At 68.5% G+C, this 23168-nt stretch carries 22 protein-coding genes; 10 read left to right on the forward strand and 12 right to left on the reverse strand.

Annotated elements, in window-relative coordinates; translation table 11 throughout:
- Positions 1 to 2 precede the first annotated feature (2 nt).
- Positions 3 to 515, reverse strand: coding sequence for a phytanoyl-CoA dioxygenase family protein (locus VV02_RS00005; RefSeq protein ID WP_218917317.1), 513 nt, complete (start codon positions 513 to 515; stop codon positions 3 to 5).
- Positions 516 to 653: 138 nt separating this feature from the next.
- Between VV02_RS00005 and VV02_RS00010 the strand changes: the two genes are divergently transcribed.
- The 4 genes from VV02_RS00010 to VV02_RS00025 all read left to right on the forward strand — a co-directional run bounded on the left by VV02_RS00010 (position 654) and on the right by VV02_RS00025 (position 4026).
- Complete coding sequence (locus VV02_RS00010) at positions 654 to 1358, forward strand: helix-turn-helix domain-containing protein (protein ID WP_218917318.1); 705 nt, start codon at positions 654 to 656, stop codon at positions 1356 to 1358.
- Positions 1345 to 2364, forward strand: coding sequence for a 3-hydroxyisobutyryl-CoA hydrolase (locus VV02_RS00015; RefSeq protein WP_052589144.1), 1020 nt, complete (start codon positions 1345 to 1347; stop codon positions 2362 to 2364). Before VV02_RS00010 ends, VV02_RS00015 begins: the two co-directional genes overlap by 14 nt.
- A 111-nt stretch (positions 2365 to 2475) precedes the next feature.
- Positions 2476 to 2940 (forward strand): MerR family transcriptional regulator, encoded by a 465-nt coding sequence (locus VV02_RS00020; protein ID WP_052589145.1) that lies wholly within the window; start codon positions 2476 to 2478, stop codon positions 2938 to 2940.
- Positions 2941 to 3030: 90 nt separating this feature from the next.
- Positions 3031 to 4026, forward strand: coding sequence for an aldo/keto reductase (locus tag VV02_RS00025; protein WP_052589146.1), 996 nt, complete (start codon positions 3031 to 3033; stop codon positions 4024 to 4026).
- Between the two features lie 117 nt (positions 4027 to 4143).
- Here VV02_RS00025 and VV02_RS00030 read toward each other — a convergent pair whose 3' ends face one another.
- The gene (locus tag VV02_RS00030) at positions 4144 to 5607 is read right to left on the reverse strand and encodes a UDP-N-acetylmuramoyl-L-alanyl-D-glutamate--2,6-diaminopimelate ligase (protein WP_052589147.1); all 1464 of its coding nucleotides are present in this window, start codon (positions 5605 to 5607) and stop codon (positions 4144 to 4146) included.
- Between the two features lie 169 nt (positions 5608 to 5776).
- Between VV02_RS00030 and VV02_RS00035 the strand changes: the two genes are divergently transcribed.
- Both VV02_RS00035 and VV02_RS00040 read left to right on the forward strand, forming a co-directional pair.
- Positions 5777 to 6604, forward strand: a complete 828-nt coding sequence (locus VV02_RS00035; protein WP_218917319.1) for an MBL fold metallo-hydrolase — start codon at positions 5777 to 5779, stop codon at positions 6602 to 6604.
- Between the two features lie 229 nt (positions 6605 to 6833).
- The gene (locus VV02_RS00040; protein WP_157063192.1) at positions 6834 to 8039 is read left to right on the forward strand and encodes a lysylphosphatidylglycerol synthase transmembrane domain-containing protein; all 1206 of its coding nucleotides are present in this window, start codon (positions 6834 to 6836) and stop codon (positions 8037 to 8039) included.
- 232 nt (positions 8040 to 8271) lie between these two features.
- On the opposite strand, the gene VV02_RS00045 is transcribed toward VV02_RS00040, so the two are convergent.
- Positions 8272 to 9300 (reverse strand): tetratricopeptide repeat protein, encoded by a 1029-nt coding sequence (locus VV02_RS00045; protein WP_052589149.1) that lies wholly within the window; start codon positions 9298 to 9300, stop codon positions 8272 to 8274.
- Positions 9301 to 9506: 206 nt separating this feature from the next.
- On the opposite strand from VV02_RS00045, the gene VV02_RS00050 reads away from it, so the two are divergent.
- Entirely contained in the window at positions 9507 to 10679 is a 1173-nt protein-coding gene (locus VV02_RS00050; RefSeq protein WP_083449789.1) for a lysylphosphatidylglycerol synthase transmembrane domain-containing protein, read from the forward strand.
- A gap of 171 nt (positions 10680 to 10850) precedes the next feature.
- Here VV02_RS00050 and VV02_RS00055 read toward each other — a convergent pair whose 3' ends face one another.
- From VV02_RS00055 to VV02_RS00065, 3 genes are read right to left on the reverse strand one after another with little or no spacing between them, the layout of a single operon-like run.
- Positions 10851 to 11252, reverse strand: coding sequence for an MmcQ/YjbR family DNA-binding protein (locus VV02_RS00055; protein ID WP_052589151.1), 402 nt, complete (start codon positions 11250 to 11252; stop codon positions 10851 to 10853).
- 42 nt (positions 11253 to 11294) lie between these two features.
- On the reverse strand, positions 11295 to 11771 hold the full coding sequence (locus VV02_RS00060) for an SRPBCC family protein (protein ID WP_052589152.1): 477 nt from the start codon (positions 11769 to 11771) through the stop codon (positions 11295 to 11297).
- A complete protein-coding gene (locus VV02_RS00065; RefSeq protein WP_052589153.1) occupies positions 11768 to 12100 on the reverse strand; it encodes an ArsR/SmtB family transcription factor in 333 nt (110 codons plus the stop codon). The genes VV02_RS00060 and VV02_RS00065 overlap by 4 nt, the downstream gene beginning before the upstream one ends.
- Positions 12101 to 12204: 104 nt before the next feature.
- Here VV02_RS00065 and VV02_RS00070 point away from each other — a divergent pair, with 104 nt between their 5' ends.
- Positions 12205 to 12891 (forward strand): alpha/beta fold hydrolase, encoded by a 687-nt coding sequence (locus VV02_RS00070; protein ID WP_052596346.1) that lies wholly within the window; start codon positions 12205 to 12207, stop codon positions 12889 to 12891.
- Here VV02_RS00070 and VV02_RS00075 read toward each other — a convergent pair.
- A complete protein-coding gene (locus VV02_RS00075; protein ID WP_052589154.1) occupies positions 12876 to 13412 on the reverse strand; it encodes a hypothetical protein in 537 nt (178 codons plus the stop codon). The two genes, VV02_RS00070 and VV02_RS00075, sit on opposite strands and share 16 nt — an antisense overlap.
- 370 nt (positions 13413 to 13782) lie before the next feature.
- On the opposite strand from VV02_RS00075, the gene VV02_RS00080 reads away from it, so the two are divergent.
- Positions 13783 to 15681 (forward strand): proprotein convertase P-domain-containing protein, encoded by a 1899-nt coding sequence (locus tag VV02_RS00080; RefSeq protein WP_083449790.1) that lies wholly within the window; start codon positions 13783 to 13785, stop codon positions 15679 to 15681.
- Between the two features lie 82 nt (positions 15682 to 15763).
- The gene (locus VV02_RS00085; protein ID WP_083449791.1) at positions 15764 to 16696 is read left to right on the forward strand and encodes a glutaminase; all 933 of its coding nucleotides are present in this window, start codon (positions 15764 to 15766) and stop codon (positions 16694 to 16696) included.
- On the opposite strand, the gene VV02_RS00090 is transcribed toward VV02_RS00085, so the two are convergent.
- The 5 genes from VV02_RS00090 to VV02_RS00110 form a co-directional block, all read right to left on the reverse strand.
- Positions 16685 to 17650, reverse strand: coding sequence for a helix-turn-helix domain-containing protein (locus VV02_RS00090; protein WP_052589156.1), 966 nt, complete (start codon positions 17648 to 17650; stop codon positions 16685 to 16687). The genes VV02_RS00085 and VV02_RS00090 overlap by 12 nt on opposite strands.
- Positions 17651 to 17735: 85 nt before the next feature.
- Complete coding sequence (locus VV02_RS00095; RefSeq protein ID WP_052589157.1) at positions 17736 to 18896, reverse strand: acyl-CoA dehydrogenase family protein; 1161 nt, start codon at positions 18894 to 18896, stop codon at positions 17736 to 17738.
- A gap of 3 nt (positions 18897 to 18899) precedes the next feature.
- Entirely contained in the window at positions 18900 to 19757 is an 858-nt protein-coding gene (locus VV02_RS00100; RefSeq protein ID WP_052589158.1) for a CoA transferase, read from the reverse strand.
- Position 19758: 1 nt separating this feature from the next.
- Positions 19759 to 21933 (reverse strand): 3-hydroxyacyl-CoA dehydrogenase NAD-binding domain-containing protein, encoded by a 2175-nt coding sequence (locus tag VV02_RS00105; RefSeq protein WP_052589159.1) that lies wholly within the window; start codon positions 21931 to 21933, stop codon positions 19759 to 19761.
- A 7-nt stretch (positions 21934 to 21940) separates the two neighbouring features.
- Positions 21941 to 23161 (reverse strand): acetyl-CoA C-acetyltransferase, encoded by a 1221-nt coding sequence (locus VV02_RS00110; RefSeq protein ID WP_052589160.1) that lies wholly within the window; start codon positions 23159 to 23161, stop codon positions 21941 to 21943.
- Between the last annotated feature and the right edge of the window lie 7 nt (positions 23162 to 23168).

The following is a 23168-nucleotide window of genomic DNA, read 5'->3' on the forward strand; positions in this document are numbered from 1 at the left end:
CGTCACGTCGGTGAAGCTGACCGCCGTGTCCGCCTTGGTCGTACAGAGATCGGCCAGCGGTGGCTGCCCGGCACGACGAGCAGGCAGCCGTTGTCCTCGTCGGTCGCATCGAGAGCCATCCAGGCTGCGATGCAGGTGCCCGGCTCGGCCTTCAGGTAGAAGTTGTCCTGGTGCAACGCCTGGCCGCGTGCCCCGGGCGGCTTGAAGTAGAGCATCGTCTGGACGGCGTACGGGTCGTTGCCGACCAGCGTCTGCAGCTGGGCCCGAAGCCGCGCATCGAGCAGCCACTGCAGCGACGTGTCGTCCCAGCGGTGCATCTGCGCCATCCGCGGATAGCGCTTCAACGGGTCCTTGCTGCTCGGCTGGACCCCGACCATGTCCTCCGGCAGCCGGTCCCGGCGACGCGCCCTCATGTAGTGGTCACGCAACCGGTCGACCTCGTCGTCGGCGAAGAGCCCGCTGACGACGGCGTACCCATCGGTCTCGAACGTACGCTTGACTGAATCACTCACCATGAGAAAAGCATCCGCCCGAGAACTGGCTCATACGAGGGCCAGCCGTCGCAAGGCGTTGCCTGTTTGACGCATCTGTCTCTCCATGGCTCGCCCAGCTACTGGCGCTGCGAGCCCGAGTGGTCTTGGCGGTCCAAGCCGTTGGAGGACCACCTCCTGTGGTGCGTCCTCGACGGCGTCGGCCGGCTGGAGGTGGCCGGTCACGACGTCGCGCTCCGACCGGGCGTCTGCTTCCTCCTGGAGCCGGGTGACGCCCCGGTTGCCGAGCACGACCCGCACCGGCGGCTGCTCGTCTTCGGCATCCATTTCGAAACCCCAGACGATGTACGCCTGCCGCACCGTTGGTGCGCGACCCGCGACTTCGACCTGCTGACCGGGCTCGCTCGCCTCGCCCACGACGGGCACCGCCGAGGAGACGTGCGCGGGCTGCGGCAGGCGGTCCTCGGTCTCGAACAGATCCTGCTCATGCTCCACGACGACGCGACCCGGCCGACGCCGAGTCACGTGGACACGGCCCTGGCCGACGTCGTACGCGACATCCGTGGCGACCCGGGCCGACGCTGGACCGTGCCCGAGCTCGCGACGCGGACGGGTCTGTCGCGGTCGCAGCTCACGCGCCGGTTCACGACGTACACCGGTCTGCCGCCGGCTCGCTTCGTGGCGCAGGCGAGGGTCGCGCGGGCCCGCGAGCTGATCGTCGAGACGGATCTGACTGTCAGCCAGGTCGCGACTGTCCTGGGCTACAGCGACCTCGGCCACTTCAGCCGTCAGTACCAGCGCCACACCGGACGCGCACCCGGCGCCGACGGCCGCCGATCTAGGGTGGTCGACCGTGCCGACGACTGACTCGACCAGCGACGTCCTGCTCCTGCGCGAAGGCGCACTCGGGCGGATCGTCCTCAACCGACCGCACGCCATCAACGCGCTCACCGAGCCGATGGTCACCGCCGTCTCCGAGGCACTGCGCGAGTGGGCGAGCGACGAGACCGTGCAGACCGTCTCCATCGAAGGCGCGGGCGAGCGCGGCCTGTCCGCGGGAGGCGACGTCGTGGCCGTACGCCGCGCCCGGCTGGCCGGCGAGGACCACACCTCCTTTTTCCGAGCCGAGTACGCCATGAATGCCGCCCTCGCGTCGTTCACGAAGCCGGTGGTCGCGTTCCAGGACGGCGTGGTCATGGGCGGCGGCATCGGCATCTCGTCGTACGCCAGCCTCCGCCTTGTCACTGAGCGCTCGCGAATCGCTATGCCCGAGACGGGAATTGGCTTCTTTCCGGATGTGGGCGCGCTCTACCTCCTCTCCCGTGCGCCGGGCGAGATCGGCACCCACCTCGCGCTGACCGGTACGACGATCGGTGCCGCCGACGCCGTCGCCGCCGAGCTGTCCGACACGGCGGTGAGCTCCGCGGACTGGCCGGACGTGCTCGCCCGGCTGGCGGACGGCGTACCCGCACTGCGGACCACGGTCCCTCCGTCGCCGAGCACGCTCGCGGGTGGCCGCGGGTGGATCGACGAGTGCTACGCCGGGGACGAGGCGGTCGCGATCGTCGCCCGGCTCCTCTCGCACGCGTCGCCGGATGCGCAGGCCGCCGGCGCCCTCATCGAGACGCGCTCGCCGTTATCTGTGGCCGTGACCCTGGAGGCGTTGCGGCGGGCGACGACGATGGAGACGGTCGCCGAGGTGCTTGAGCAGGACCTGGTGCTGGCCGATCGACTGGTGGCCGGGGGCGACTTCGTGGAGGGCGTACGCGCCCAGCTGGTCGACAAGGACCGCTCGCCGCGGTGGCAGCACGACTCGCTCGGCGCGGTCCCGCGCGAGCTGGTGGAGTCGTACTTAGCGAACGGCGCCGGTTGAAGGAATCCCGCGCACAGCACAGTCGCGAGTGCGCGCTCATCGGCGGCCGCCAGAACTTTCTTTCGATATGCCCTTGCCTTAGAGCGTGCTCTAACTCTTACCGTCATAGACATGACCACCGCGACGATCATCGATCAGGCCCTCGCCAATCGCGTCGGCAACGAACCCGTCACCGTCGAGCAGGTGACCGCGCTGCTCAATGCCGATGAGGTCACCGAGCCGATGACCGTCGCCCAGGTTGCCGAGCTGCTCGACCTCAGCCCGCACACCCTGCGCTACTACGAACGCATCGGCCTCGTGTCGGTGCCACGGTCACAGTCGGGCCACCGGGTCTATGACGCAGACTCGGTGCGACGGATCACGTTCCTGACGCGAATGCGCCTGTCAGGTATGTCGATTCGCGATCTCAAGGAGTACGTCGACCTCGCCGCACAGGGCGAGTCCACAGCACCGCAGCGACTGGAGCTCATGCAGTCGCACCGCGACCGGATCGCCCGGCAGATCGAGGAGCTGCAGCTCTCGCTCGCGGTCACCGACTACAAGATCTCCGCCTACGGCGGCATCTGCTCCCCCTAGCGCGACCCGACCGCTTCCCATCTCTCAACTCCCCGATCGCGGGCGTTGTGAACCTTGTCCTGCCTCGAAACACTCGAAGGAGCAACTCAGATGAGCACCCAGATCCCCCGCCGCAGCATCGGTGACCTCGAGGTGTCCGCGCTCGGCCTCGGCTGCATGGGCATGTCGTTCGCCTATGGCGAGGCCGACCGCGACGAAGCCCTCGCGACCCTCAACCGCGCGCTCGACCTCGGCGTGAACCTGCTCGACACCGCCGACATGTACGGCAACGGCCACAACGAGCAGCTGCTCGCCGAGGTCCTGCGCACCCGTCGCGACGAGGTCGTGCTGGCCACGAAGTTCGGCATCCTGACCGACCCCGAGACATCGATGCCCAATGGGCAGGTCGACGGCTCGGCGGCGTACGCCCGCAAGGCCGTTGACGCCTCGCTCTCTCGTCTGGGCGTGGACCAGATCGACCTCTACTACCTGCACCGCCCGGACCCGCAGGTGCCGATCGAGGAGTCCGTCGGCGCGATGGCGCAGATGGTCGACGCAGGCAAGGTCCGGCAGATCGGTCTGTCCGAGGCATCCGCGGAGACGCTGCGCCGCGCGAACGCCGTCCACCAGATCGCGGCCGTGCAGACCGAGTGGTCCATCTTCAGCCGCGACATCGAGCGGGCCGTCGTCCCGACCGCGCGCGAGCTCGGCACCACCGTGGTGGCGTACTCGCCGCTCGGTCGGGGCCTGCTCACCGGTTCAGCGGCGGCAGCAAAGCCGGGTGACGACGACTTCCGGTCGACGCTGCCGCGCTGGCAGGGCGACAACCTGGACAAGAACGTCGCGCTGGTCGAGCGGATCCGCGAGATCGCAGACGGCGTCGACTCCACGCCGGGTCAGGTCGCGCTGGCCTGGCTGCTCGCCCAGGGTGAGGACGTCGTACCGATCCCTGGAACGAAGCGCCGGAAGTACCTCGAGGAGAACGTAAAGGCGGCCACCCTCGTGGTCCCGCAAAGCGCGCTCGATGAGCTGTCCGCGCTGGAGCCGGCCGGCGACCGTACGCCGGACATGAGCTGGGTCGAGCGCGACACCGTCGCCGCCGGCTGACTCAAGAGAACGCTGGTCGAGTAGGCGAGGAACGAGCCGTATCGAGACCCGGTGACGCACAGGGAGATTCCGCCGTCACCGGGTTTCGACTCGTGCTCGCCCAGGGGCTCGCCCGGCTCAACCTGCGGGGGTGGCGAGCAGCTCGTTGACGACGGTCGCGTCGTGGAACTCGATGTCGCCATCGGGCAGGTGCTGCACCCGCTCGTGCCCCTTGCCGGCCACGACCACCACATCGCCGGGCCGAGCCTGCGAGAGCGCCAGCTCGATCGCCTTGCGCCGGTCCAGCACGATCGTCGTACGACTGAGGTCGGCTCCCGTGGCGACCTCATCGGCGATGGCCTGCGGGTCCTCGGAGTAGGCGTCGTCCGTGGTGATGATGCCCACATCAGCCAGCCGCGACGCGACCTGACCCATCAGGGGGCGCTTGGCCTTGTCGCGGTCACCGGCGGCGCCGTAGATGCAGATGACGCGAGCGTCGGCGCCCCGGGCCTGGGCGACATCGCGCGCCACGTCGAGCACGGCCTGCAGGCCGATGTCGGTGTGGGCGTAGTCGACGACGACCTCGATGCCGTGATCCAGCGCCGCCGGCACCCGCTCGAAACGACCGGGCACCTGGTCCATCGTCTCGACCGCGCGCACCAGCACCTCGGGGTCCATGCCCATCTCGAGCGCGATCGCCGACGCACCCGCGACGTTGTGCACGTTGTAGTCACCCAGCAGCGGCGTCTTGAGCTCGAGCATCCCGCGCGGCGTCTGCAGCTCGAACGCCGTCCCGCCGCCCTCGACGCGCTCGCCGACAATCCGGTAGTCGGCGTTCTCGGACAGACCGAACGTCAGCGTGCCCGGGATCTCCTCTGCGAGCCGCTTGCCGTAGACGTCGTCGACGTTGCTGAGCTTCGGCCCGGCCGTCCACTCGAAGAGCCGACGCTTCGTGAGGTAGTAGTCCTCCATCGTGCCGTGCAGGTCAATGTGGTCACGCGTGAGGTTGGTGAAAAGCGCTGCGGCGTAATGGGTTCCGAGCACACGGTGCAAGTGGATGCCGTGCGAGGAAGTCTCCAGGACGACGTGCTGTACGCCGGCGTCGACCATCCGCGCGAGGTTGCCCTGGACGATGGGCGCCTCACCAGTGGTCCGCTCGGACACCTCACGCGAGTCGCCGACCGCGATCTCGGCCGTCGTCATCAGACCCGTGTGATCGGTGCCGTACGCCGCACTCAGGATGGCGTGCAGGACGTACGAGCTCGTGGTCTTGCCGTTGGTGCCGGTGATGCCATAGACGGTGAGCTTCTCGGACGGGCGACCGGTGACCTCGACGGCCAGGCGAGCGAGGGCCGTACGGGCATCAGGGACGATCGCGGTCGGTACGCCCGGGACCTCACGCTCGGCGACGACCAAGGAGGCACCACGCGAGAGCGCCTGGGGCACGAAGTCGACGCCGTCCACGAGGAATCCGGGAATGGCCACGAAGGCACCGCCCGGCACGACATCGCGGGAGTCATGAGTGACCGCGCCCACCGATGTCACGGACTCTGGGACATCAACGCCGAGGATGTCGCCCAGGGCCGCGTGGTCAAGAAGCACCGGAGGACTCTAACAACGGCAGGGCTCGTGCACCTGATCGGTGACGATAACCGCCTCTAGAACACGCGCTAGATCGTCCAAGAGGGCGCGATCGAGTCCCCCGGACGGGTGAGCGCTCCCACTCCACCGAGCGATGCGCAGGGCGCGGACTGCGGCCGATCCTGATGTCATGACCTCGATGACGACGCCCCATCACTGGGCGCCCGTGTCACGATGCGATGTGGCTTCCCTCACGGTGACCGTGCTCGGCAGCTGCGGCGCGTGGCCGGAGCCAGGACGGGCCTGCTCCGGACTCGTCGTCGAGGCCGATGGCGCCGCGGTACTGCTCGATCTCGGCTGGGGCACGCTGCCGAGGCTGCTGACGCATCTGGACTCAGCGGTCGCTGCGGGGCTTGAGGCGGTCGTCATCACCCATGACCACCCGGACCACACCGGCGACCTGGCCGGCCTGCTGCGGGCCCGCTGGTACGCCGGACGGGACCTTCCTCCCCTGCCGCTGTTCTGTCCCTCGGCCGTGTTCGAACGCCTCGCTGCTGTCGAGAAGGGCGGCGGGCTCGCGATGGCGCACGTCTTCGACTGGCGGGGTACGCCGGACACGGCCGAGGTGGGCGCGTTCCACCTCTCGTTGCGGCAGCTCCCGCACTACGTGGACAACGTGGGCGTCCGGGTGACGTCCGGCGCCGGCACGATCGCGTACACCGGCGACACCGGACCGGACGACGCGGTGGCGGAGCTCGGACGTGATGCGGACGTGTTCATCGTGGACGCCACCGACCGTCACCAGCAGGACGGAGTCCCGAGCGCGGAGGCGGGCACACCGGCGTACAACCTGACGGCAGCCGAGGCGGGACAGCTCGCGGAGCGCGCGAGGGCTCGACGTCTCCTGCTCACCCATTTCTGGCCGGGCAACCACCGCGAGCGCAGTCGCCAGGACGCCGCGGCACACTTCTCCGGAGACGTGCTGCTCGCGGACGAAGGGCTGTCGGTCACCGTTTGAGACATGGCGTCCACCATGCGGACAAAATTCCGGATGTGGATCTCCTGGGAGTCCTACAACGCGTCGTCGTGAAAGGGCGAACGGCCCTTCCTCCGCGTCATCAGCGCGATGTCATCGCCCTGATATCCAGACCCCGACGAGGCCCGCGAAGGCGCGCCTGATACCAGGCGCCAGACATTCACCTGGTGAATGGTGATCGGTCACCGGAAGCCATGGGACCGTGAAGGCCATGCCGATCAGCTCCGCCCCCGAGCCGACCGCGTCCCTCTGCCCTTCTGGCGAGCGCGTGCTCCGCTGTCGCGTCCTCGCCACCATCAAGGCACTCCTCGGCCTCGGCGTCACCGCCGGGGCCCTCATCTGGGGCCTGCCGCGCGCCGTCGGCGCCTCCTGGTCCCAGATCGGCTCGATCATCGTGGGTATCCCGATGTGGCAGCTGTTCGCGCTGGCCGCCCTCTGGGCGATCGGCATCCTCTCGCACACGATCATGCTGTCCGCCGCTATGCCCGGCCTCCGGCACCGCCAGGCTCTGCTGGTGAGCCAGACCGGCGCCGCTGTCGCCAACGTGCTCCCGGTCGGCGGGGCCGCCGGCACCGCCCTCAACTTCTCGATGATCCGGCGTTGGGGCTTCACCAGCTTCGACTTCGCGCGCTACGCGATGGTCACCAACCTGTGGGACACCCTCTTCAAGCTCGGCCTCCCGGTCGTGGCCGTCACCTGGCTCGGCGCGACCGCACCCGGTCAGGGCACGTTGTTCTGGATCGCGCTGTGGAGCCTGGTGATGTTCATCGCCGTGGTCGTCGGCGCGACCGTGCTGCTGCGCAGTGACCGACTCGCACACTCCGCCGGCCACCGCGCAGGTCGCGTCGCTGTCCGCTTCGGCCGTCCCGTCGAGCCAGCCGCGTGGGCGCGTCGCGCGGGCGAGATCCGTTGGGACACTGCGGGCCTCGTGTCCTCAGCGTGGATCCGCCTGACGACCGGCAAGGTCCTCTACGTCGTACTGCAGACCGCCCTTCTGGGCGCGTGCCTCGCAGCAGTCGGCGCGAACATCAACCCGGCCGTGGTCTTCGCCGCGTACGCCGTCCAGCAGGTCCTCAGCATCGCCTCCATCACACCCGGCGCGGCCGGTGTGGTCGAGGTCGGCATGGCCGGTGTGCTCGTCGCGCTCGGACTGCCCGCACCCGAGGCCGCAGCAGGAATCCTGCTCTACCGCGGCTTCACCTTCGCCCTTGAGATCCCCGTCGGCGGCACCGCGCTCGTGTGGTGGCTCGTCCGCGGTCGCCACCTGGCCGACGCCCGGCGCGCTAGCGCTCCGCAGCCGGCCGCCGTCGCAGCGACGCGCGCGCCTCGCCCAGCACACCCGGCGTACGCGGCGACGCCGCGCCCGACGTACCTGATGTACCGCCCCGCGCCCGAGCTCGCGCTCGCCGTCGACTGACCGCTCGGCTCACTCGCGCACTGCACCCTTCGTTCGCTCCCGCACTGCACCCTTCGTTCGCTCCCGCACTGCACCCTTCGTTCGCTCCCGCACTGCACCCTTCGTTCGCTCCCGCAAAGTGACTCTCGTCCTCGCAGGCGGCTCTCCTCAAGGCGAGGCATCTGCGAGGTAGCGAGTCACCTTGCGATCGCAAAGGGCCAAGCGGCCGGCGTGGCGAGATCGCGCAGCGCGATCAGGACTTTGGCCGTAGGTGCGGGTGCTGCCGGTAGAGGTAGCGCAGCTGAGTCGCGGCGTTCGGCTCACTCCGCTCGACGGCGCGCCGGAAGGCTCCCTCGGCGCCGGTGAGGTCGCCGCGCTCGCGCAGGTAAGCACCCAGTTCGGTGTGCGCGTCGGGCGCATAGCCGATGTCGGCCGCCAGCCGGTGGGCCGCCTCGGCGCCGGCTGAGTCCGAGGGGCGCCGCGCCAGCAGGGCGGCGAGGCTGGAAACCGCCTGTGCGTCACCTCGCGCCCGGGCCCGACGATAGGCGGCCTCCGCCTCCACGGTGTCGCCACGTGCGGCAAGGATGAGACCACAATGCCAGGCGCTCCTGCCGTGACCTCGCTCGTCGGCGAGCTGGTACCACGGCTGGGCGCGTTGGTGCCGGTCCTCATCGGGCTCCGGATGCTGCGGGAACTCCTCCGCCGCGCGGTCGCCCAGCAGAGCGGCGGCTTCCGCGCTGCCTCGGTCCACCGCGCGTCGCAGGGCTGCGACTCCCTGCTCGGTCTGCCGTTCGGCGAGGGCTTGGTCGCCCGTCTGCCGAGCGATCACAGCCTCCGCGAGCAGGTATGCACCGACGCGGCGTGCGGCCTTCGCGTCACCGACCGAGTCCGCGGCTTCCAGGGCCCGTCGATGTTCCGTCCGGGCTTGCTCGTAGGCGGACCTGAGCTCAGTGCGGTTCGCGTCGGCGCGGGCATGAGTGGTGTACAACAGCCACCACGCGGCCGGCTCACCGCGCCGCGCCGCACGCTCCAGCGCCTCCCGAGCGCCGGCCGGATCACCGCGTTCGGCGTGCACCCAGGCGCACCAGAGGGCGGCCTCCGAGTCTCCGTCGCGATCGGCTACCTCCCAATCGTGAACCACCTCGTCCCATGACCCGTCGGCCTTCAGCAGCCGAACCATGAAGTGCGTGCGGGCCGTCCACCCGTGGTCGCCCTCGGACAGGTGCCAGGTCTCCAAGGCCCGGGTCAGCTCCGCGACCAGGTTCTGCGTCTCACCGTCCACCGGACGAAGGTATCCCCGTCGACCGAGCCGGGCCCGCGCGTCGGTTCCCTGCGACTTGCTCTCGCAATCCAGGCGGGGTAGTCCAAAGTCTCGGACCTGCCCCTCGTGACGGGTCGAGGGTCTAGTACCTGGGGGTGACTTCGGCACCTCGTGATGGCCCCCGAGGGTGACGACGCCGCCCGCCGGTCGGCAGCAACATCGCTGTCATGACCAGTCCAGTGCTCACGCGGCCCGCGCCGACCCGGCTCACCACCAGCCCGACCGCGCTCCCGGGAGCGCCCACGGTGCGTACGGCCCCCACGACTCGACGCCCGGCTCCCAGCACGGCCCCCAGCCCGGCCCCACCCACGACGGCGCCTGAGGCCGCCCAGCAGCGCGCCTGGTGGCCCACCGCGCTGAAGGCGGTCCTCGGCATCGGCCTCACCGGCGCGCTGCTCGTGTGGGCGCTGCCGCACGCGATCGGCGCCTCGTGGTCGGAGATCGGCCACACGGTCGCGAGCGTCCAGCCCTGGCAGCTCGGCGCGCTCGCGGCGCTGTGGCTGCTCGGACTCGCCGTGCACACGCTGGCACTCTCGGCCGGGATGCCGGGCCTGTCGCACCGACGTGCCTTCCTGCTCAACATCACGGGCAGCTTCGTGTCCAACCTGCTGCCACTCGGCGGCGCTGCGGGGACGGTGGCGAACTACTCGATGGCCCGTTCCTGGGGCTTCGGGTCCGTGGCGTTCGGTCGCTGGGCGCTGGTCACCAACATCTGGGACACGATGATCAAGCTGGCGCTGCCGGCCGTCGCCGTCGGCTGGCTGGCCGCGACCACGACGGGCAACCACTCGCTCGCGATGGCGGCCGTCATCAGCGTCGCCGCTCTCGTGCTCCTCACCGTCGGAGTCACCACGGTGTTCCGCAGCGACCGGCTGGCCCGTGCCCTCGGTCGTACGGCCGGTCGCGTCGCGCTCCGCCTACGTCGTCCGGTCGACCCGACCACCTGGGCCGAGCAGGCCAGCGGGATGCGCGCCGACACCAACGAGCTGGTCTCCACCGGTTGGCTGCGCCTCACCATCGGCAAGCTCGCGTACGCCGCTCTCCAGGCGGTCCTGCTGTGGGCCTGCCTGGCCGTGGTCGGGCTGACGGTCACTCCGGCCATCGTGTTCGCAGCCTTCGCGATGCAGAGCGTGCTCACGCTGTTCGTGCTGACGCCGGGTGCGGCCGGGTTCGTCGAGGTCGGCATGGCTGGGATCCTCGTGGCCCTCGGCGTCCCGGCGGCGGGTGCCGCGGCCGGCATCTTGCTCTACCGCGGCTTCGTCTTCCTGATGGAGATCCCGGTCGGCGGTTTGCTGATGGCGGCCTGGATGGCGCGTCGACCGAAGCTGGCTCAGGCGTAGCCCCGCTGGTCGAGTAGGCGAGGGTCGAGTAGGTGAGGAACGAGCCGTATCGAGATCAGGTGCGCGCGTGCACCTGGTCTCGATACGCCTCCGCTAGCGCTCCGGCTACTCGACCGGCGGTGGAGGCTAGCGCTCCGGCTACTCGACCGGCGGTGGAGGCTAGCGCTCCGGCTACTCGACCGACTTATCGAGCTCGGCGACCAGACGCTTCGGCGCCGTGTTGCGGTAGGACATGTCGAGCAGCTCGGCCACTTGGGCCCAATCCGGTTGGCCCACAAGGAAGTTCAACCCGACCCAGCCCGATGGCCCGTAGTACGCCGGGCTGAAGCAGCGCTCGTCCTCCAGGAGTGCGAGCCGCTCGTCGGCGTCGGGCAGCACCAGCACCGAGCGTGCATACGTGTCGGCATGGTGGTCGCCCTTCACGATCCCGCCGAACACCGCAAACACCTTCTTGGTGAAGAAGTTCGGGTGTCCGTGCGACACCTTCACCTGAGCCTCCGGCAGAGCCAGGGCCAGCTCTCGGAGCCGGGCAAGGTAGGGGTCGTCGTCACGGAAGCGGGGCGGGTGCGCCATGCCGCCACCGTACGACGACCTCGCCTCCCGAGGCGTCGAGACTCAGTGCACCTGGGTGAGTGCGGCGTACCGGTCGAGGTAGAGCTGCCAGCCCTGGGGGCTACTGACACCGTCTCGCACGGACTGCCATCCGGGGCCGTGCCGATCGAGGTTGCGGTGCTCGAGCTCGAGCCTCGTGCGCTCCGGAGACTCAGCCGTGAAGCGGACCTCAACCTCACTGGTGTTCTCGAGGTTGGTCTCCACCTGCCACGTCGGGTCGATGTCCCAGCTGAAAACGACTCGGGTCGGGGGTTCGTACGCCAGCACGCGCGCCCAGCGGCAGACGCTGCCGTCCTCCCCACGGTCGTAGATGTGGCCACCGACGCGTGGCTCGAAGACCGTCTCGACGATCGGCGAGGTCAGCAGGGTGTGCTCCGGAGGCTTGAAGTCACCGAGCCGGGCAGTGAAGGTCTCGAAGGCGCGGTCGACGGGGATGTCGACGACCACGGTCTTCAGCACGGCGTTCGGACTCTCAGTCATGGTGTCTCCTTTGATGATTCGTCTGTGACGTCCTGCTCTGCGACGTCGGCGTATCCGGCCAGCGCGCGGTTCCAGAACGTGTCGAGCTGGTCGCGGAGCGCGATGACGCCCGCCGGGTTGAGCCGGTAGATCCTTCGGGTGCCTGCCGCTCGCTCGGAGACCAGCCCGGCGTCCTTGAGCACCTTGAGGTGCTGCGAGACGGCCGGTCGGGTCACGGGCAGGTCGTCGGCCAGCTCTCGGACGGAGCAGGACCCGCCGGCGAGGCGCTCGACGATGAGCCGACGAGTCGGGTCGCTGACGGCACTCCAGCCTTCTTGGTTAGCGGTCACGAACGGTAAGTTGCCACTTACGCATGGGTGATGTCAAGGGTCTGCGTGCCGATTCCGCACGATCGGAGGTGCTCTGCCCCGGGCCGCGACCTAGCGTCGAGCGCATGACGACCTTCGTTCTGATCCCCGGCGCCGACGGCCGTGCTTGGTACTGGCACCGCCTCGTCCCCGCGCTCGAGTCTCGTGGCCACCGAGCCGTCCCGGTCGATCTCCCCCTGGAAGGCACGTCGACCCTGTCGACCTACGTCGACGCCGCAGTCGATCAGGTCGGCTCCGGTCATGACGACCTCGTGGTCGTGGGTCAGTCGATCGGCGGCTTCAGCAGCCCGCTCGTGTGCGAATCGCTGGACGCCCAACGGCTGGTCCTCCTCAACGCGATGATCCCGAATCCTGGTGAAACTGCTGGCGATTGGTGGGACAACGTCGGTCAGGACAAAGCCCAGAGCGAGAACGCTGTGGCGCACGGTCGGCCCGCCGAGTTCGACCTGCGCCGCGACTTCTTCCACGACGTACCGGACGACGTGACCGAAGAGGCGTTCGCAGCCGCCGACGGGATGGCTGACCTGACCTCGATCTGGACGGATCCCTGGCCGCTGCAGAGCTGGCCCGAGGTTCAGACCCACATCCTGCAGGCGACCGACGACCGGTTCTTCCCGTTGTCCTTCCAGCAGCGCGTGGCGCGAGACCGCTTGCAGATCAACGAGATTGACACCATGCCCGGCGGCCATCTCGTCGCACTCAGCCAGCCGGAGATCCTCGCCGACCGCTTGTCCTGCTACGCCACGGCCTGACCCACAGGCGACACGCGACGGCCGACCGTGCGACGACGTACATAGTCGGCGGTGACCACCAGGAGCGTCGGACCCCAGAGGGCCAGCGGTGCGTAGCAGCCGTACATCAGGACGCCCCATGCGTCCCACGTCATGTTGCTCGGCATCCCGAACGCGACGGTCGCCCCGAACAGCGTTGCCCCCAGACCGCCGAGTAGCGCTGCGGTTGCTGCGAATCCGACCGGGACGGCCCGACCACCGATCAGCGGCAGCCACCTGGGAAACACCTCACCCCACGGCCGTACCAACCCGATCGCGAGGAATGCCAGACCATCGCTGAGGACTCCGAGACCGACCAGGTACGCCGCTCGCACCAGGAACGGGTGGCTCATCATCTCGTCCATGAACTCGTGATCCATACCCATGCTGACGCCGAACATCAGCGGCAGCCGCCACAGTGACGACAGCACCGGACTGAGGGCGCTGATGTGCGCAAGACGAACGATCCAGCGCGGAGCCGGCGGTGTCGGTCGGGTTGTCATGCCCCGCAGCCTGGTCCGCTCGTACGCCGACCGCCTCACTCCGCGGGACGACCCGCCTCCCCCTGGCGAGCGGTTCGCCACCAACGTTGGTCAACCCGGCGGAGCGCCAAGAGACTGCGTCTCCTGAATCTGACGCCCTTGTAAGGCGGTCAGATTCGGAAGACGCAGTCTCTTGGCGCCATTCGGTTAACAGTTAAAGGGGCGCGGCCGCATGGGGGCGAAACCCGGACGGCGCCTGGCGTCGAACACCGTTGCGCGCCAATCAGATTCCCCACTCTTAACAGTTAAAGGACGCTGGACCAGCCACCAGAAGAAGTGACCGGCTTACGTTCACGGGATCCCTCTCCACCCATTGCGAGGAGTCCAAGAAATGAACTCTCACCAGAAGGCCATAGCCGTGATCTGCGGCTCGACGCTTGCCGCTGGCGCCCTGGCCACGACGTTGAGCGGCAGCTCGGCTGCGGCCGAACGCCCTGCACCCGCCGCGCACCAGGACGGCGGAGCACCGGAGGCCACAGTCCGCGGCGTGGCAAAGGCATTCGGGATCTCACCCCGAGCAGCCCGGACCGAGCTGATGCAGCAGGACCAGGCGCACCGCGTGTTCTCGTCCCTTCCGCGAGAGCTGCGCGACCAGCTCGCCGGGCACTGGTTCGACCCGGCCAGCGGCAAGCTGACCGTCGCCGTCAACGATGCCAAGGACGCCGAGCAGGCACGAGCGCGCGGTGCGAACCCGAAGGTCGTTCCCCGCAGTCAGGCGGAGCTCGAGCGTCTTCTCAGCTCCGTTCGTGAGGCGGCAGGCTCGGGCGTTCCGGGTGTCTTCAGCTGGGGAATCGACGTGAAGAACAACGTCGTCCGGGTGAACGTGAGCCGGCCCGCGAAGACGGCCGCGACCGAGCGATTCCTCGCGACCGTGCGCAAGCTCGGCGGTGGCGTACAGGTGGTGACGACGGCGTCGCAGCAGCGTCAGCAGTCTGCCGATCCGGGCCTCCTGGGAGGCACCGTGCACACCGGCGACCCCTGGTGGCCGGGGGCTGAGACCCCCTGCTCGGTCGGCTTCGGCGTCACCGACTCTGCCGGTGCCAAGCACCTCCTGACGGCCGGCCACTGCACCAACGATGCCAACCAGCCCGCGTACGGCCAGTCCGGACAGCAGAACAAGCTCGGCACCTCGAATGTCGGCGGCACCCACACCGTCAACGGTCGTGAGGGTGACATGGGTCTGGTCTCGGTGACTGAACCGAGCTGGAACCTGACCGGATCGGTGAACACCTGGGGAAGCCCGGCGGTCTCGGTCACGGGCTCGGCCGAGGCCATGGTCGGCGACCGCGTGTGCCACTCGGGGAACACCTCGAAGTGGCAGTGCGGCGAGGTCAGGTACACCCACAAGTCCATCGACTACGGCGGCAACGTCGGCGTCGTCGAGGACCTCACCTGGACGACGGCCTGTTCGCTGGGCGGCGACTCCGGTGGCGGCTGGCTGCTGGGTGACAAGGCGGTAGGTCTGCACGAGGGCGGCCCGGCGAAGTGCGTGACGAACCCGACCAACGACAACGACCTGTCGATCTTCCAGCCGGTCAACGAGGCACTCGCCAAGTGGAACGTGCAGCTGGTGACCGCCCGCGGCAGCAACGACACGCAGGCACCGACCACGCCGGGAAGTCCGCGCTCGACAGGCGCCACGGACACGACGGTGTCGCTGGCCTGGGACGCGTCCACGGACGACGTCGGCGTCACCGGGTACGACGTTCTCAACGGTGCCACCGTGGTGAAGAGTGCGTCGGGCACCAGTGCCACGGTGACCGGCCTGACTCCGAACACCGAGTACTCGTTCACCGTGCGAGCCACGGATGCGGCCGGCAACAAGTCTGCGGCGACGGCTCCGGTCGTGGTCAAGACGGCGCCGGGTGGCGGCGGCGGCCGGGTGTTCACCAACGGCACCGACTACCCCATCCGCGACTTCGCCGTCGCGACCAGCGCCGTGAAGTCCGACGCGACCGGCCCGGCGGCCTCACCCATCACCGTGGGCGTCGTCGCGAAGCACACCTGCTTCGAGGATCTGAACATCACCCTCGTCTCGCCCACGGGTCGCCGCTACGCCCTCGCCCAGTGGCCCGGGGCGTACTACGACTGCACGCCGTTCGCCTCGAACAAGACCTTCAGCGTCCAGCCCGCGGCCGGTGAGCCGGCCGGGGGGACCTGGACGCTGCGCATCGGCGACAACGGCTACGGGGACACCGGCGTCCTCGACTCTTGGTCGATCACCGTCTAGCTGCCGCGCTCCGCCCATCGACCGTCCTTGGCGGGTGGTCGGTGGGCGGATGTGGCGATGAGGAATCCGGATGAGAGAAGTGATGTCGCACCTTGATGCAGCAGCAGATCTTGAGCAGGTCCTGTACGACGTGCACCGTGAGATCCAGCCTCTGATCGGTCAGGGGCAGCTCGCCGACTACATCCCGGCGCTGTCCGCGGTGGACCCACAGCAGTTCGGGCTGGCACTGGCGACGACGTCCGGGGAGGTCCACGGCATCGGGGACTATCAGCTGCCGTTCTCGATCCAGAGCCTGTCCAAGGTGTACGCCTTCGCCTTGGCCCTGGCTGCTGACGGGGAAACGATCTGGGAACGCGTCGGCCACGAGGCCTCGACCCATCCCTTCAACTCACTGCTGCAGCTCGAGCATGACCATGGAATTCCTCGCAACCCCTTCCTCAATGCCGGAGCATTGGTGAGCGTCGACCGGCTGATGAGCCGGCACGGGTCTGCTGTGCAGCCGTTGAGAGAGTTTCTGCGTGCCGAATCCGGCAACCACAACATCGATGTCGAGAAATCGGTCGCGGAATCGGAGAGAGCACATTGCGACCGCAACGCTTCGCTCGCCCATCTCATGGCCAGCTACGGCAATCTGGACAACCCTGTTCCGAACGTCCTGGACAACTACATCGAGCAGTGCGCGCTGACGATGTCGTGCCACGATCTGGCGCTCGCGGCGCGCTTCCTGGTGCGCGGCGGCGTACGGGCAGACGGCACGCGCCTCCTGTCCACCGACAACGCCAAACGGATCAACGCGACGATGCTGGTCTGCGGAATGTACGACCAGGCAGGGGCTTTCGCGTTTCGTGTCGGCCTCCCGGCCAAGAGTGGCGTCGGCGGCGGAGTCCTCGCCGTCGTACCGAACCGGGGCGTGCTGTGCGTGTGGAGTCCGGGGCTGGACCGCAGCGGGAACTCCGTGGCCGGGGTGGCAGCGCTCGAGGCATTCTCCTTGGCGACCGGCTGGTCAGTCTTCTGAGGCGACAGCCCGATCGGGGGCGGTGGACGGCCAGTCCCAGCGGAAGCCGTAACAGCCGGGTTCGAAGTCCAACGCGATGCCATGCACCGAACCCGTGTCGTCGATCTGCACCACGCGCACGTTCTCCTCGCCATTCTCCCGACGGGTGTACTGCTCGCAATGAATGGGCACGACGTCCGGGTCGAAGACGATCTCGAGCACGAACTCGCGGACCGGAAGTCGGAACTTCCGCTCGTAGTTCGTGGCGAGCGGGCAAGGTGCCTCGTTGATCAGCGCGTGCTCGGTGATGATCGTCTCGCCGCGCCGCAGTGGGCGGTCGAAGAGGAGCTCTGCGACCAACAGACCAACCTCGGGTTTGGCGATGGTTCGACCGAGGTGGCAGTGCCGTAGCGGCTGGACCTGCGGAAGGGCCCGGTCGTGCTCGTCCAGGTGCATGATCACCACCCAGCGATCAGGCCCGTCACGCTCCGCGCGCAGCACCTGTCGGGACACGTACGACTGCTCGCCACGGTCCGGTCCGACGAAGACCCGGTCGTGCTGGCTGATCCTGGTCAGCCGCTCGTCCCAGAACGCGTTGACCTGTCCGACCGCGTCCTCCACGTCGTACAGCGAGGGCCAGAACGCACCGATGGCCGGACGGTCGGTGGCCTGGTTGGACCACCGTCCCCTCGGTCGTGGTGGGCCGAGCAGCATCGCCAGCTCCCCAGGTGGCACACCAAGGATGGTCTCGAGGTGCCCCACGGCGGTCAGCGACGACGGGCGTTCCGGCCGGCTGCGCCCGGACTGCCAGTAGCTCAGGGTGGCCAGGCTGACCGAGACACCGCGATGTGCGAGGTGCTCCCTCAGCCGCTCCAGCCCAAGTCCGCGCGCCTCGATGGCGGCACGGAGCGCGTCGGCGAACTCAGTGTCCTGCGCCCGGTCGGGACCGGCGACGGAGACCGACTGTCCAGACATCGCGCCTCCCGTGGTCAGACTTCAGTCCTCCACCTGACGATAACGGCGCGCGGTCGCTGGCACGAGGCTCTGTGACGACGGGTGCTCAGAGGGTGCGGGCGATGAGCTCCTTCATGATCTCGTTGGTGCCGCCGTAGATCTTCTGCACGCGGGACGACGCGTACATCCGCGCGATCGGGTACTCGATCATGTAGCCGTACCCGCCGAAGAGCTGGAGGCAACGGTCGACGACCTCGCACTGCTTCTCGGTGGAGTACCACTTGGCCATGGACGCGCTGGCTGCGTCGAGCTCACCCTTGAGGTGCTGCTGTACGCAGTGGTCGACGAGGGTGCGTACGGCGCGTGCCTCGGTCGCGCACTCGGCGAGGACGAAGCGAGTGTTCTGAAACTTCAACAGCTCTCGGCCGAAGGCCTCGCGCTCCTTGGTGTACGCGACGGTCACGTCCACGGCGAGCTCGGCCACCTTGGCGGCCGACACAGCGATGACCAGCCGTTCCTGCGGCAGCTGTTCCATCAGCTGGACGAACGCCTGCCCTTCCTGACCGCCCAACAGGTTCTCGCGCGGGATCCGCATGTCGGAGAAGAACAGCTCTCGGGTGTCTTGGCCGTGCATGCCGATCTTCTTCAGCACCTGCCCGCGTTCGAACCCCTCCAAACCTTCAGTCTCCGCGACGATGAGCGACAGACCCTTGCCGCCTTCCTCACCAGTGCGCGCGACGATGATGATGAGGTTGGCGTGGGAACCGTTGGTAATGAACGTCTTTGACCCGTTGACGATGTAGTGCTCGCCGTCGTCGGACAGGCGGGCCGTCGTACGTAGGTTCTGCAGGTCCGAGCCTGCGCCCGGCTCGGTCATCGCGATCGCCCCGACCATCTCGCCGGTCGCCATCTTCGGCAGCCACCGATGCTTCTGCTCCTCGGTGCCGTAGTGCAGGACGTACGGCGCCACGATGCCGCTGTGCACGCTGTTGCCGAAGGCATCGTCGCCGGCTGCGGCCTGCTCCTCGATGACCACGGCCTCGTGCGCAAACGTGCCGCCGCCACCGCCGTACTCCTCCGGGATCGACATGCAGAGCAGGCCCGCCGCGCCCGCGGCGTTCCAGTACTCACGGTCGACCTGATGCTGCTCGGCCCAGCGCTCCTGATTCGGGACGGACTCCTTCTCGAAGAACGTGCGCGCAAGGGTCCGCACGTCGTCCAGGTCCTCAGTCATCCACGGTGACCGGTAGGTGCTCGTCAGCTGCATGGCTCAGTCCTTCGCATCTGCTGGTTGAGGTGAGCGGACTGCGGCGATCGGTAGGTCGTGCTCGCGCGCCCAGACCTCCCACTCATCAGCGGTGCGGGTGGTGAAGACCGCCTCCAGATCGCTACGACTGCCCTCGACACCCAGCTGCTCGGTGAGGTTCTGCCAGAAGTGGCCCTCAAGAGCGGCCACAGCGATGAATCCGCTTGCTGTCGAATAGATTCCGTACGCCGGCAGCGCGCCTCCGAGGAAGCCCTCAGCCGTCGTAAGTCGGTTCCTCACCGGCTGCGACATGTCCTCGGCCACATCGCTGAGCGCCACTTCTCGATGGACACCCTCGCCCGTACGCCCACGCTGCACGAGCGCCGCGACACCGTCGGCGACCGCGCGCTCGGCACCTCCGAGATCAGCGATCAGCACCGTCGGCATGTGCGGTGGCTGCAGCGTCCCGACACCCGCCTGATAAGTCAGGTCGTGCCCGGCCACCTCGGCTGCCTCGCCCGGATGACCCACGATCGCCACCTGACACAGCTGCGGCAACCGGGCGTGCAGCGTGGACCAGTCGAGCCCGAGCCGTGCAAGCGCAGACGGCCGGCTGGAGGTGACGAGCAGATCGGTGTCCGCCAGGAGCGTCCACAGCACGTCCAGGTCGGCCTCGTCCTTCAGATTGAGGGTGACGATCTCCTGGCCCTTGGTGAGGCGCGTGTAGTAGTCGGGCCCACCGAAGGCCAGCGGGTCACCACTCGGCGGCTCGACCTTCGTGACCTCCGCACCGAGCGTGGTCAGGCGAGCGGCCGCGGCCGGTCCGGGCAGGTTGATCGCCAGGCTCACCACGCGTACGCCGGCCAGCGGCAGCTCGCTCATCTCAGAACGCCTCTCCGCGCTCGGCTTTGGCGACCAGCCACGGCGAGGGTTCGAAACGCGGACCGTACGCCGCCGCCAGCTCGCGAGCGCGCGCGACGAACCCCGCCAAGCCCCCGTCGTACGCCTGCATGAACTGCGCCGTCCCGCCGGTGATCGGCGGGAAGCCGATGCCGAAGATCGAGCCGATGTTGGCCGCGGGAGCGGAGTCGATGACGCCCTCCTCGAAGCACTTGGCCGTCTCGAGCGCCATCGCGAACAGGTAGCGGTCCTGGATGTCCCGCAGCGGTACGTCCGTCTCGGCCTTGGCGAAGTGCTCACGGACCCCGGGCCAGAACTTCTTCGGTCCGTCGGCTGGGTAGTCGTAGAACCCGGAGCCGGCGGCGCGACCCTTGCGGCCGAACTCGCCCACCATCCGGTCGATCACGGCGGTCCCTGGCATGGCCGTCAGATCCACGCCGGTCTCCTTCATCGCCTCCGCCCGGATGTGCTGAGTCAGCGTCAGGGACACCTCGTCGAGCATCGCCAGTGGCGGAGCTGGGAATCCCGCCATGGTTGCGGCCCGCTCGATGGTGGCCGGGTCCACGCCTTCCTCGACCAGGGCAGCAGCCTCGAGGATCAGCGTCCCGAACACGCGGCTGGTGTAGAACCCACGGCTGTCGTGGACGACGATCGGGATCTTGCCGATCTGCTGGACGATGTCGATCGCGCGAGCGAGCGTCTCGTCCGAGCTCTCCTTGCCGCGGATGATCTCGACGAGCTTCATCTTGTCGACCGGCGAGAAGAAGTGCAGACCGATGAAATCCTTTGGGCGAGAGACATTCTCGGCCAAAGCTGTGATCGGCAGCGTGGATGTGTTGGAGCACAGCAGGGCGTCGTCGCCGAGCACCTCCTCCGCCTCGGCGAAGACCTTGGCCTTCAGACCCGCGTCCTCGAAGACGGCCTCGATCACCGCATCGCAGCCCTTCAGGTCGGCCGCGTCGGCGGTCGGAGTGATGCGCGCGAGGATCTCGTCGCGAGCCTCAGCCGTCATCCGACCCTTGCTGACCTTCTTGTCGAGCAGTCCGGCGGAGTACGCCTTGCCCTTGTCCGCGCCCTCGACCGAGACGTCCTTGAGGACGACATCGATGCCGCGGGTGGCACACGCATAGGCAATGCCGGCGCCCATCATTCCTGCGCCGAGCACCCCGACCCGTGAGACCTTGGAGGGCTCAATTCCCTTGGGCCGCAACGACCCTGACGAGATCGCCTGGAGGTCGAAGAAGAACGCCTGGATCATGCTCGACGAGACCGGACCCGTCGCGAGCGACGTGAGGTAGCGCGACTCGATCCGGCTCGCGGTGTCGATGTCGACCTGCGCACCCTCGACGGCCGCAGACAAGATCGCCCGTGGCGCCGGGTAGGCAGCGCCCTTGAGCTGCTTGCGCAGGTTGGCCGGGAAGGCCGGCAGGAAGGCCGCGAGCTTCGGGCTCGACGGAGTGCCGCCCGGCATCCGATAGCCCGGACGGTCCCAGGGCTGCGTCGCGGCTTCCTCGTCGTCCTTGTTGGCCAGGATCCACGCCCGCGCCGCCGGCAGCAGGTCGTCCTGCGTCGCGACGATCTCGTCGACGAAGCCCTTCTCCTTGGCCTCGACCGGACCACGCTGCTGTCCCTGCAGCAGCCAGTTCATCAGCGCGTCCTGCAAGCCGAGCATCCGTACGCCGCGGGTCACCCCACCGCCTCCCGGCAGCAGCCCGAGGGTCACCTCGGGGAAGCCGAACTTCGACTTGGGGTCGTCGACCGCGATGCGGTGGTGCGCGGCGAGAGCGATCTCGAGTCCGCCGCCGAGCGCGGTCCCGTTGAGAGCAGCGACGACCGGCTTGCCGATCTGCTCCAGCCGACGCAGCTGGGACTTCACGGTCTCGATCTCGGCGAAGAAGCGGCCCGCGTCCTCGGGCTGCGCAGCCTGCAGCAGCTTGAGGTTGCCGCCGGCGAAGAACGTCTTCTTGGCGCTGGCGAGGATCACACCGGTGACGTCGTCCCGCTCGGACTCGAGCTGGTCGATCGCGGCCGCCATGCCGGCGACGTAGCGCTCGTTCATCGTGTTGGCGCTCGCCTGCGGATCGTCGAGGGTAAGCGTGACGATGCCGTCGGCGTCCTTGTCGTAACGGACAGCGGTGGTCTCAGTGGTAGTGCTCATGGTGTCCTCAGATCCGCTCAACGATGGTCGCAATTCCCATGCCGCCACCCACGCACAGGGTGATCAGGCCGCGCTGCAGGTCACGTCGCTCCAGCTCGTCCACGACCGTGCCGAGCAGCATCGCTCCCGTCGCACCGAGGGGGTGGCCGAGCGCGATCGCGCCGCCGTTGACGTTGACCTTGTCGTGCGGGATCTCCAGGTCACGCATCACGCGGAGTACGACGGCCGCGAATGCCTCATTGATCTCCCACAGGTCAATGTCCTTGGGTTGCAAGCCAACTCGAGCGAGAGCCTTGCGTGCGGCCGGCACCGGGCCGGTCAGCATGATGGTCGGGTCCGAGCCGCTGACGGCGGTCGAGATGATGCGCGCTCGCGGTCGCAGACCGAGTTCCTGGCCGATCGCCTCAGTCCCGATCAGCGTGAGAGCCGCGCCGTCGACGATGCCCGAGGAGTTGCCCGCGTGGTGGACGTGGTCGATCTCGTCGACCCAGTGGTACTTCTCCAGGGCGACGGAGTCGAAGCCGCCCAGGTCGCCGATGTCCTTGAACGACGGCTTCAGACCGGCGAGTGACTCGACCGAGGTGTCGGGTCGGATGAACTCGTCGTGGTCGAGCACGGTCAGGCCGTTGCGGTCGAGCACCGGGATGACCGAGTCCTTGAAGTACCCCCCATCGCGCGCGGCAGCCGCGCGATGGTGCGACTCGGTCGCGAACTCGTCCACAGCCGTACGGGACTGGCCGTCCAGCGTGGCAACGAGGTCGGCGCCGACGCCCTGCGGGACGAAGCCGGTGGTGATCGCCGTCGCCGGGTCCATCGCCCAGGCGCCACCGTCGGAGGCCATCGGCACGCGCGACATCGACTCGACGCCACCGGCGATGATGAGGTCCTCGAATCCCGAACGCACCCGGCTGGCAGCCTGATTCACGGCTTCGAGACCAGAGGCGCAGAAGCGGTTGAGCTGGACACCGGCGACGGTCTCGGGCAGTCCGGCGGCGAGCGCGGCGACCTTCGCGATGTCGGAGCCCTGGTCGCCGAGCGGGCTGACGACGCCGAGGACGACGTCATCGATGCGGTTGGCGTCCAGGGACGGGTTGCGGGTCTGCAGCTCGTGCAGCAGCCCGACGACGAGGTCGATCGGCTTCACCTCGTGGAGGGAGCCGGTCTTCTTGCCGCGACCACGCGGCGTACGGATGGCGTCATAGACGAGCGCCTGCGGGGAGTCAGCCATGCCCTGA

The organism is Luteipulveratus mongoliensis (assembly GCF_001190945.1).
In the GTDB taxonomy this organism is placed as follows: Bacteria; Actinomycetota; Actinomycetes; order Actinomycetales; family Dermatophilaceae; genus Luteipulveratus; species Luteipulveratus mongoliensis.

Coding starts and splice junctions, on each gene's coding strand:
- VV02_RS00020 (WP_052589145.1), top strand. CDS start 2,476: ATGACCACCGCGACGATCATCGATCAGGCCCTCGCCAATCGCGTCGGC.
- VV02_RS00085 (WP_083449791.1), top strand. CDS start 15,764: ATGTCGCACCTTGATGCAGCAGCAGATCTTGAGCAGGTCCTGTACGAC.
- VV02_RS00005 (WP_218917317.1), bottom strand. CDS start 515: ATGGTGAGTGATTCAGTCAAGCGTACGTTCGAGACCGATGGGTACGCC.
- VV02_RS00060 (WP_052589152.1), bottom strand. CDS start 11,771: ATGACTGAGAGTCCGAACGCCGTGCTGAAGACCGTGGTCGTCGACATC.
- VV02_RS00025 (WP_052589146.1), top strand. CDS start 3,031: ATGAGCACCCAGATCCCCCGCCGCAGCATCGGTGACCTCGAGGTGTCC.
- VV02_RS00075 (WP_052589154.1), bottom strand. CDS start 13,412: ATGACAACCCGACCGACACCGCCGGCTCCGCGCTGGATCGTTCGTCTT.
- VV02_RS00050 (WP_083449789.1), top strand. CDS start 9,507: ATGACCAGTCCAGTGCTCACGCGGCCCGCGCCGACCCGGCTCACCACC.
- VV02_RS00110 (WP_052589160.1), bottom strand. CDS start 23,161: ATGGCTGACTCCCCGCAGGCGCTCGTCTATGACGCCATCCGTACGCCG.
- VV02_RS00055 (WP_052589151.1), bottom strand. CDS start 11,252: ATGGCGCACCCGCCCCGCTTCCGTGACGACGACCCCTACCTTGCCCGG.
- VV02_RS00040 (WP_157063192.1), top strand. CDS start 6,834: ATGCCGATCAGCTCCGCCCCCGAGCCGACCGCGTCCCTCTGCCCTTCT.
- VV02_RS00035 (WP_218917319.1), top strand. CDS start 5,777: ATGACCTCGATGACGACGCCCCATCACTGGGCGCCCGTGTCACGATGC.
- VV02_RS00100 (WP_052589158.1), bottom strand. CDS start 19,757: ATGAGCGAGCTGCCGCTGGCCGGCGTACGCGTGGTGAGCCTGGCGATC.
- VV02_RS00080 (WP_083449790.1), top strand. CDS start 13,783: ATGAACTCTCACCAGAAGGCCATAGCCGTGATCTGCGGCTCGACGCTT.
- VV02_RS00095 (WP_052589157.1), bottom strand. CDS start 18,896: ATGCAGCTGACGAGCACCTACCGGTCACCGTGGATGACTGAGGACCTG.
- VV02_RS00090 (WP_052589156.1), bottom strand. CDS start 17,650: ATGTCTGGACAGTCGGTCTCCGTCGCCGGTCCCGACCGGGCGCAGGAC.
- VV02_RS00070 (WP_052596346.1), top strand. CDS start 12,205: ATGACGACCTTCGTTCTGATCCCCGGCGCCGACGGCCGTGCTTGGTAC.
- VV02_RS00105 (WP_052589159.1), bottom strand. CDS start 21,933: ATGAGCACTACCACTGAGACCACCGCTGTCCGTTACGACAAGGACGCC.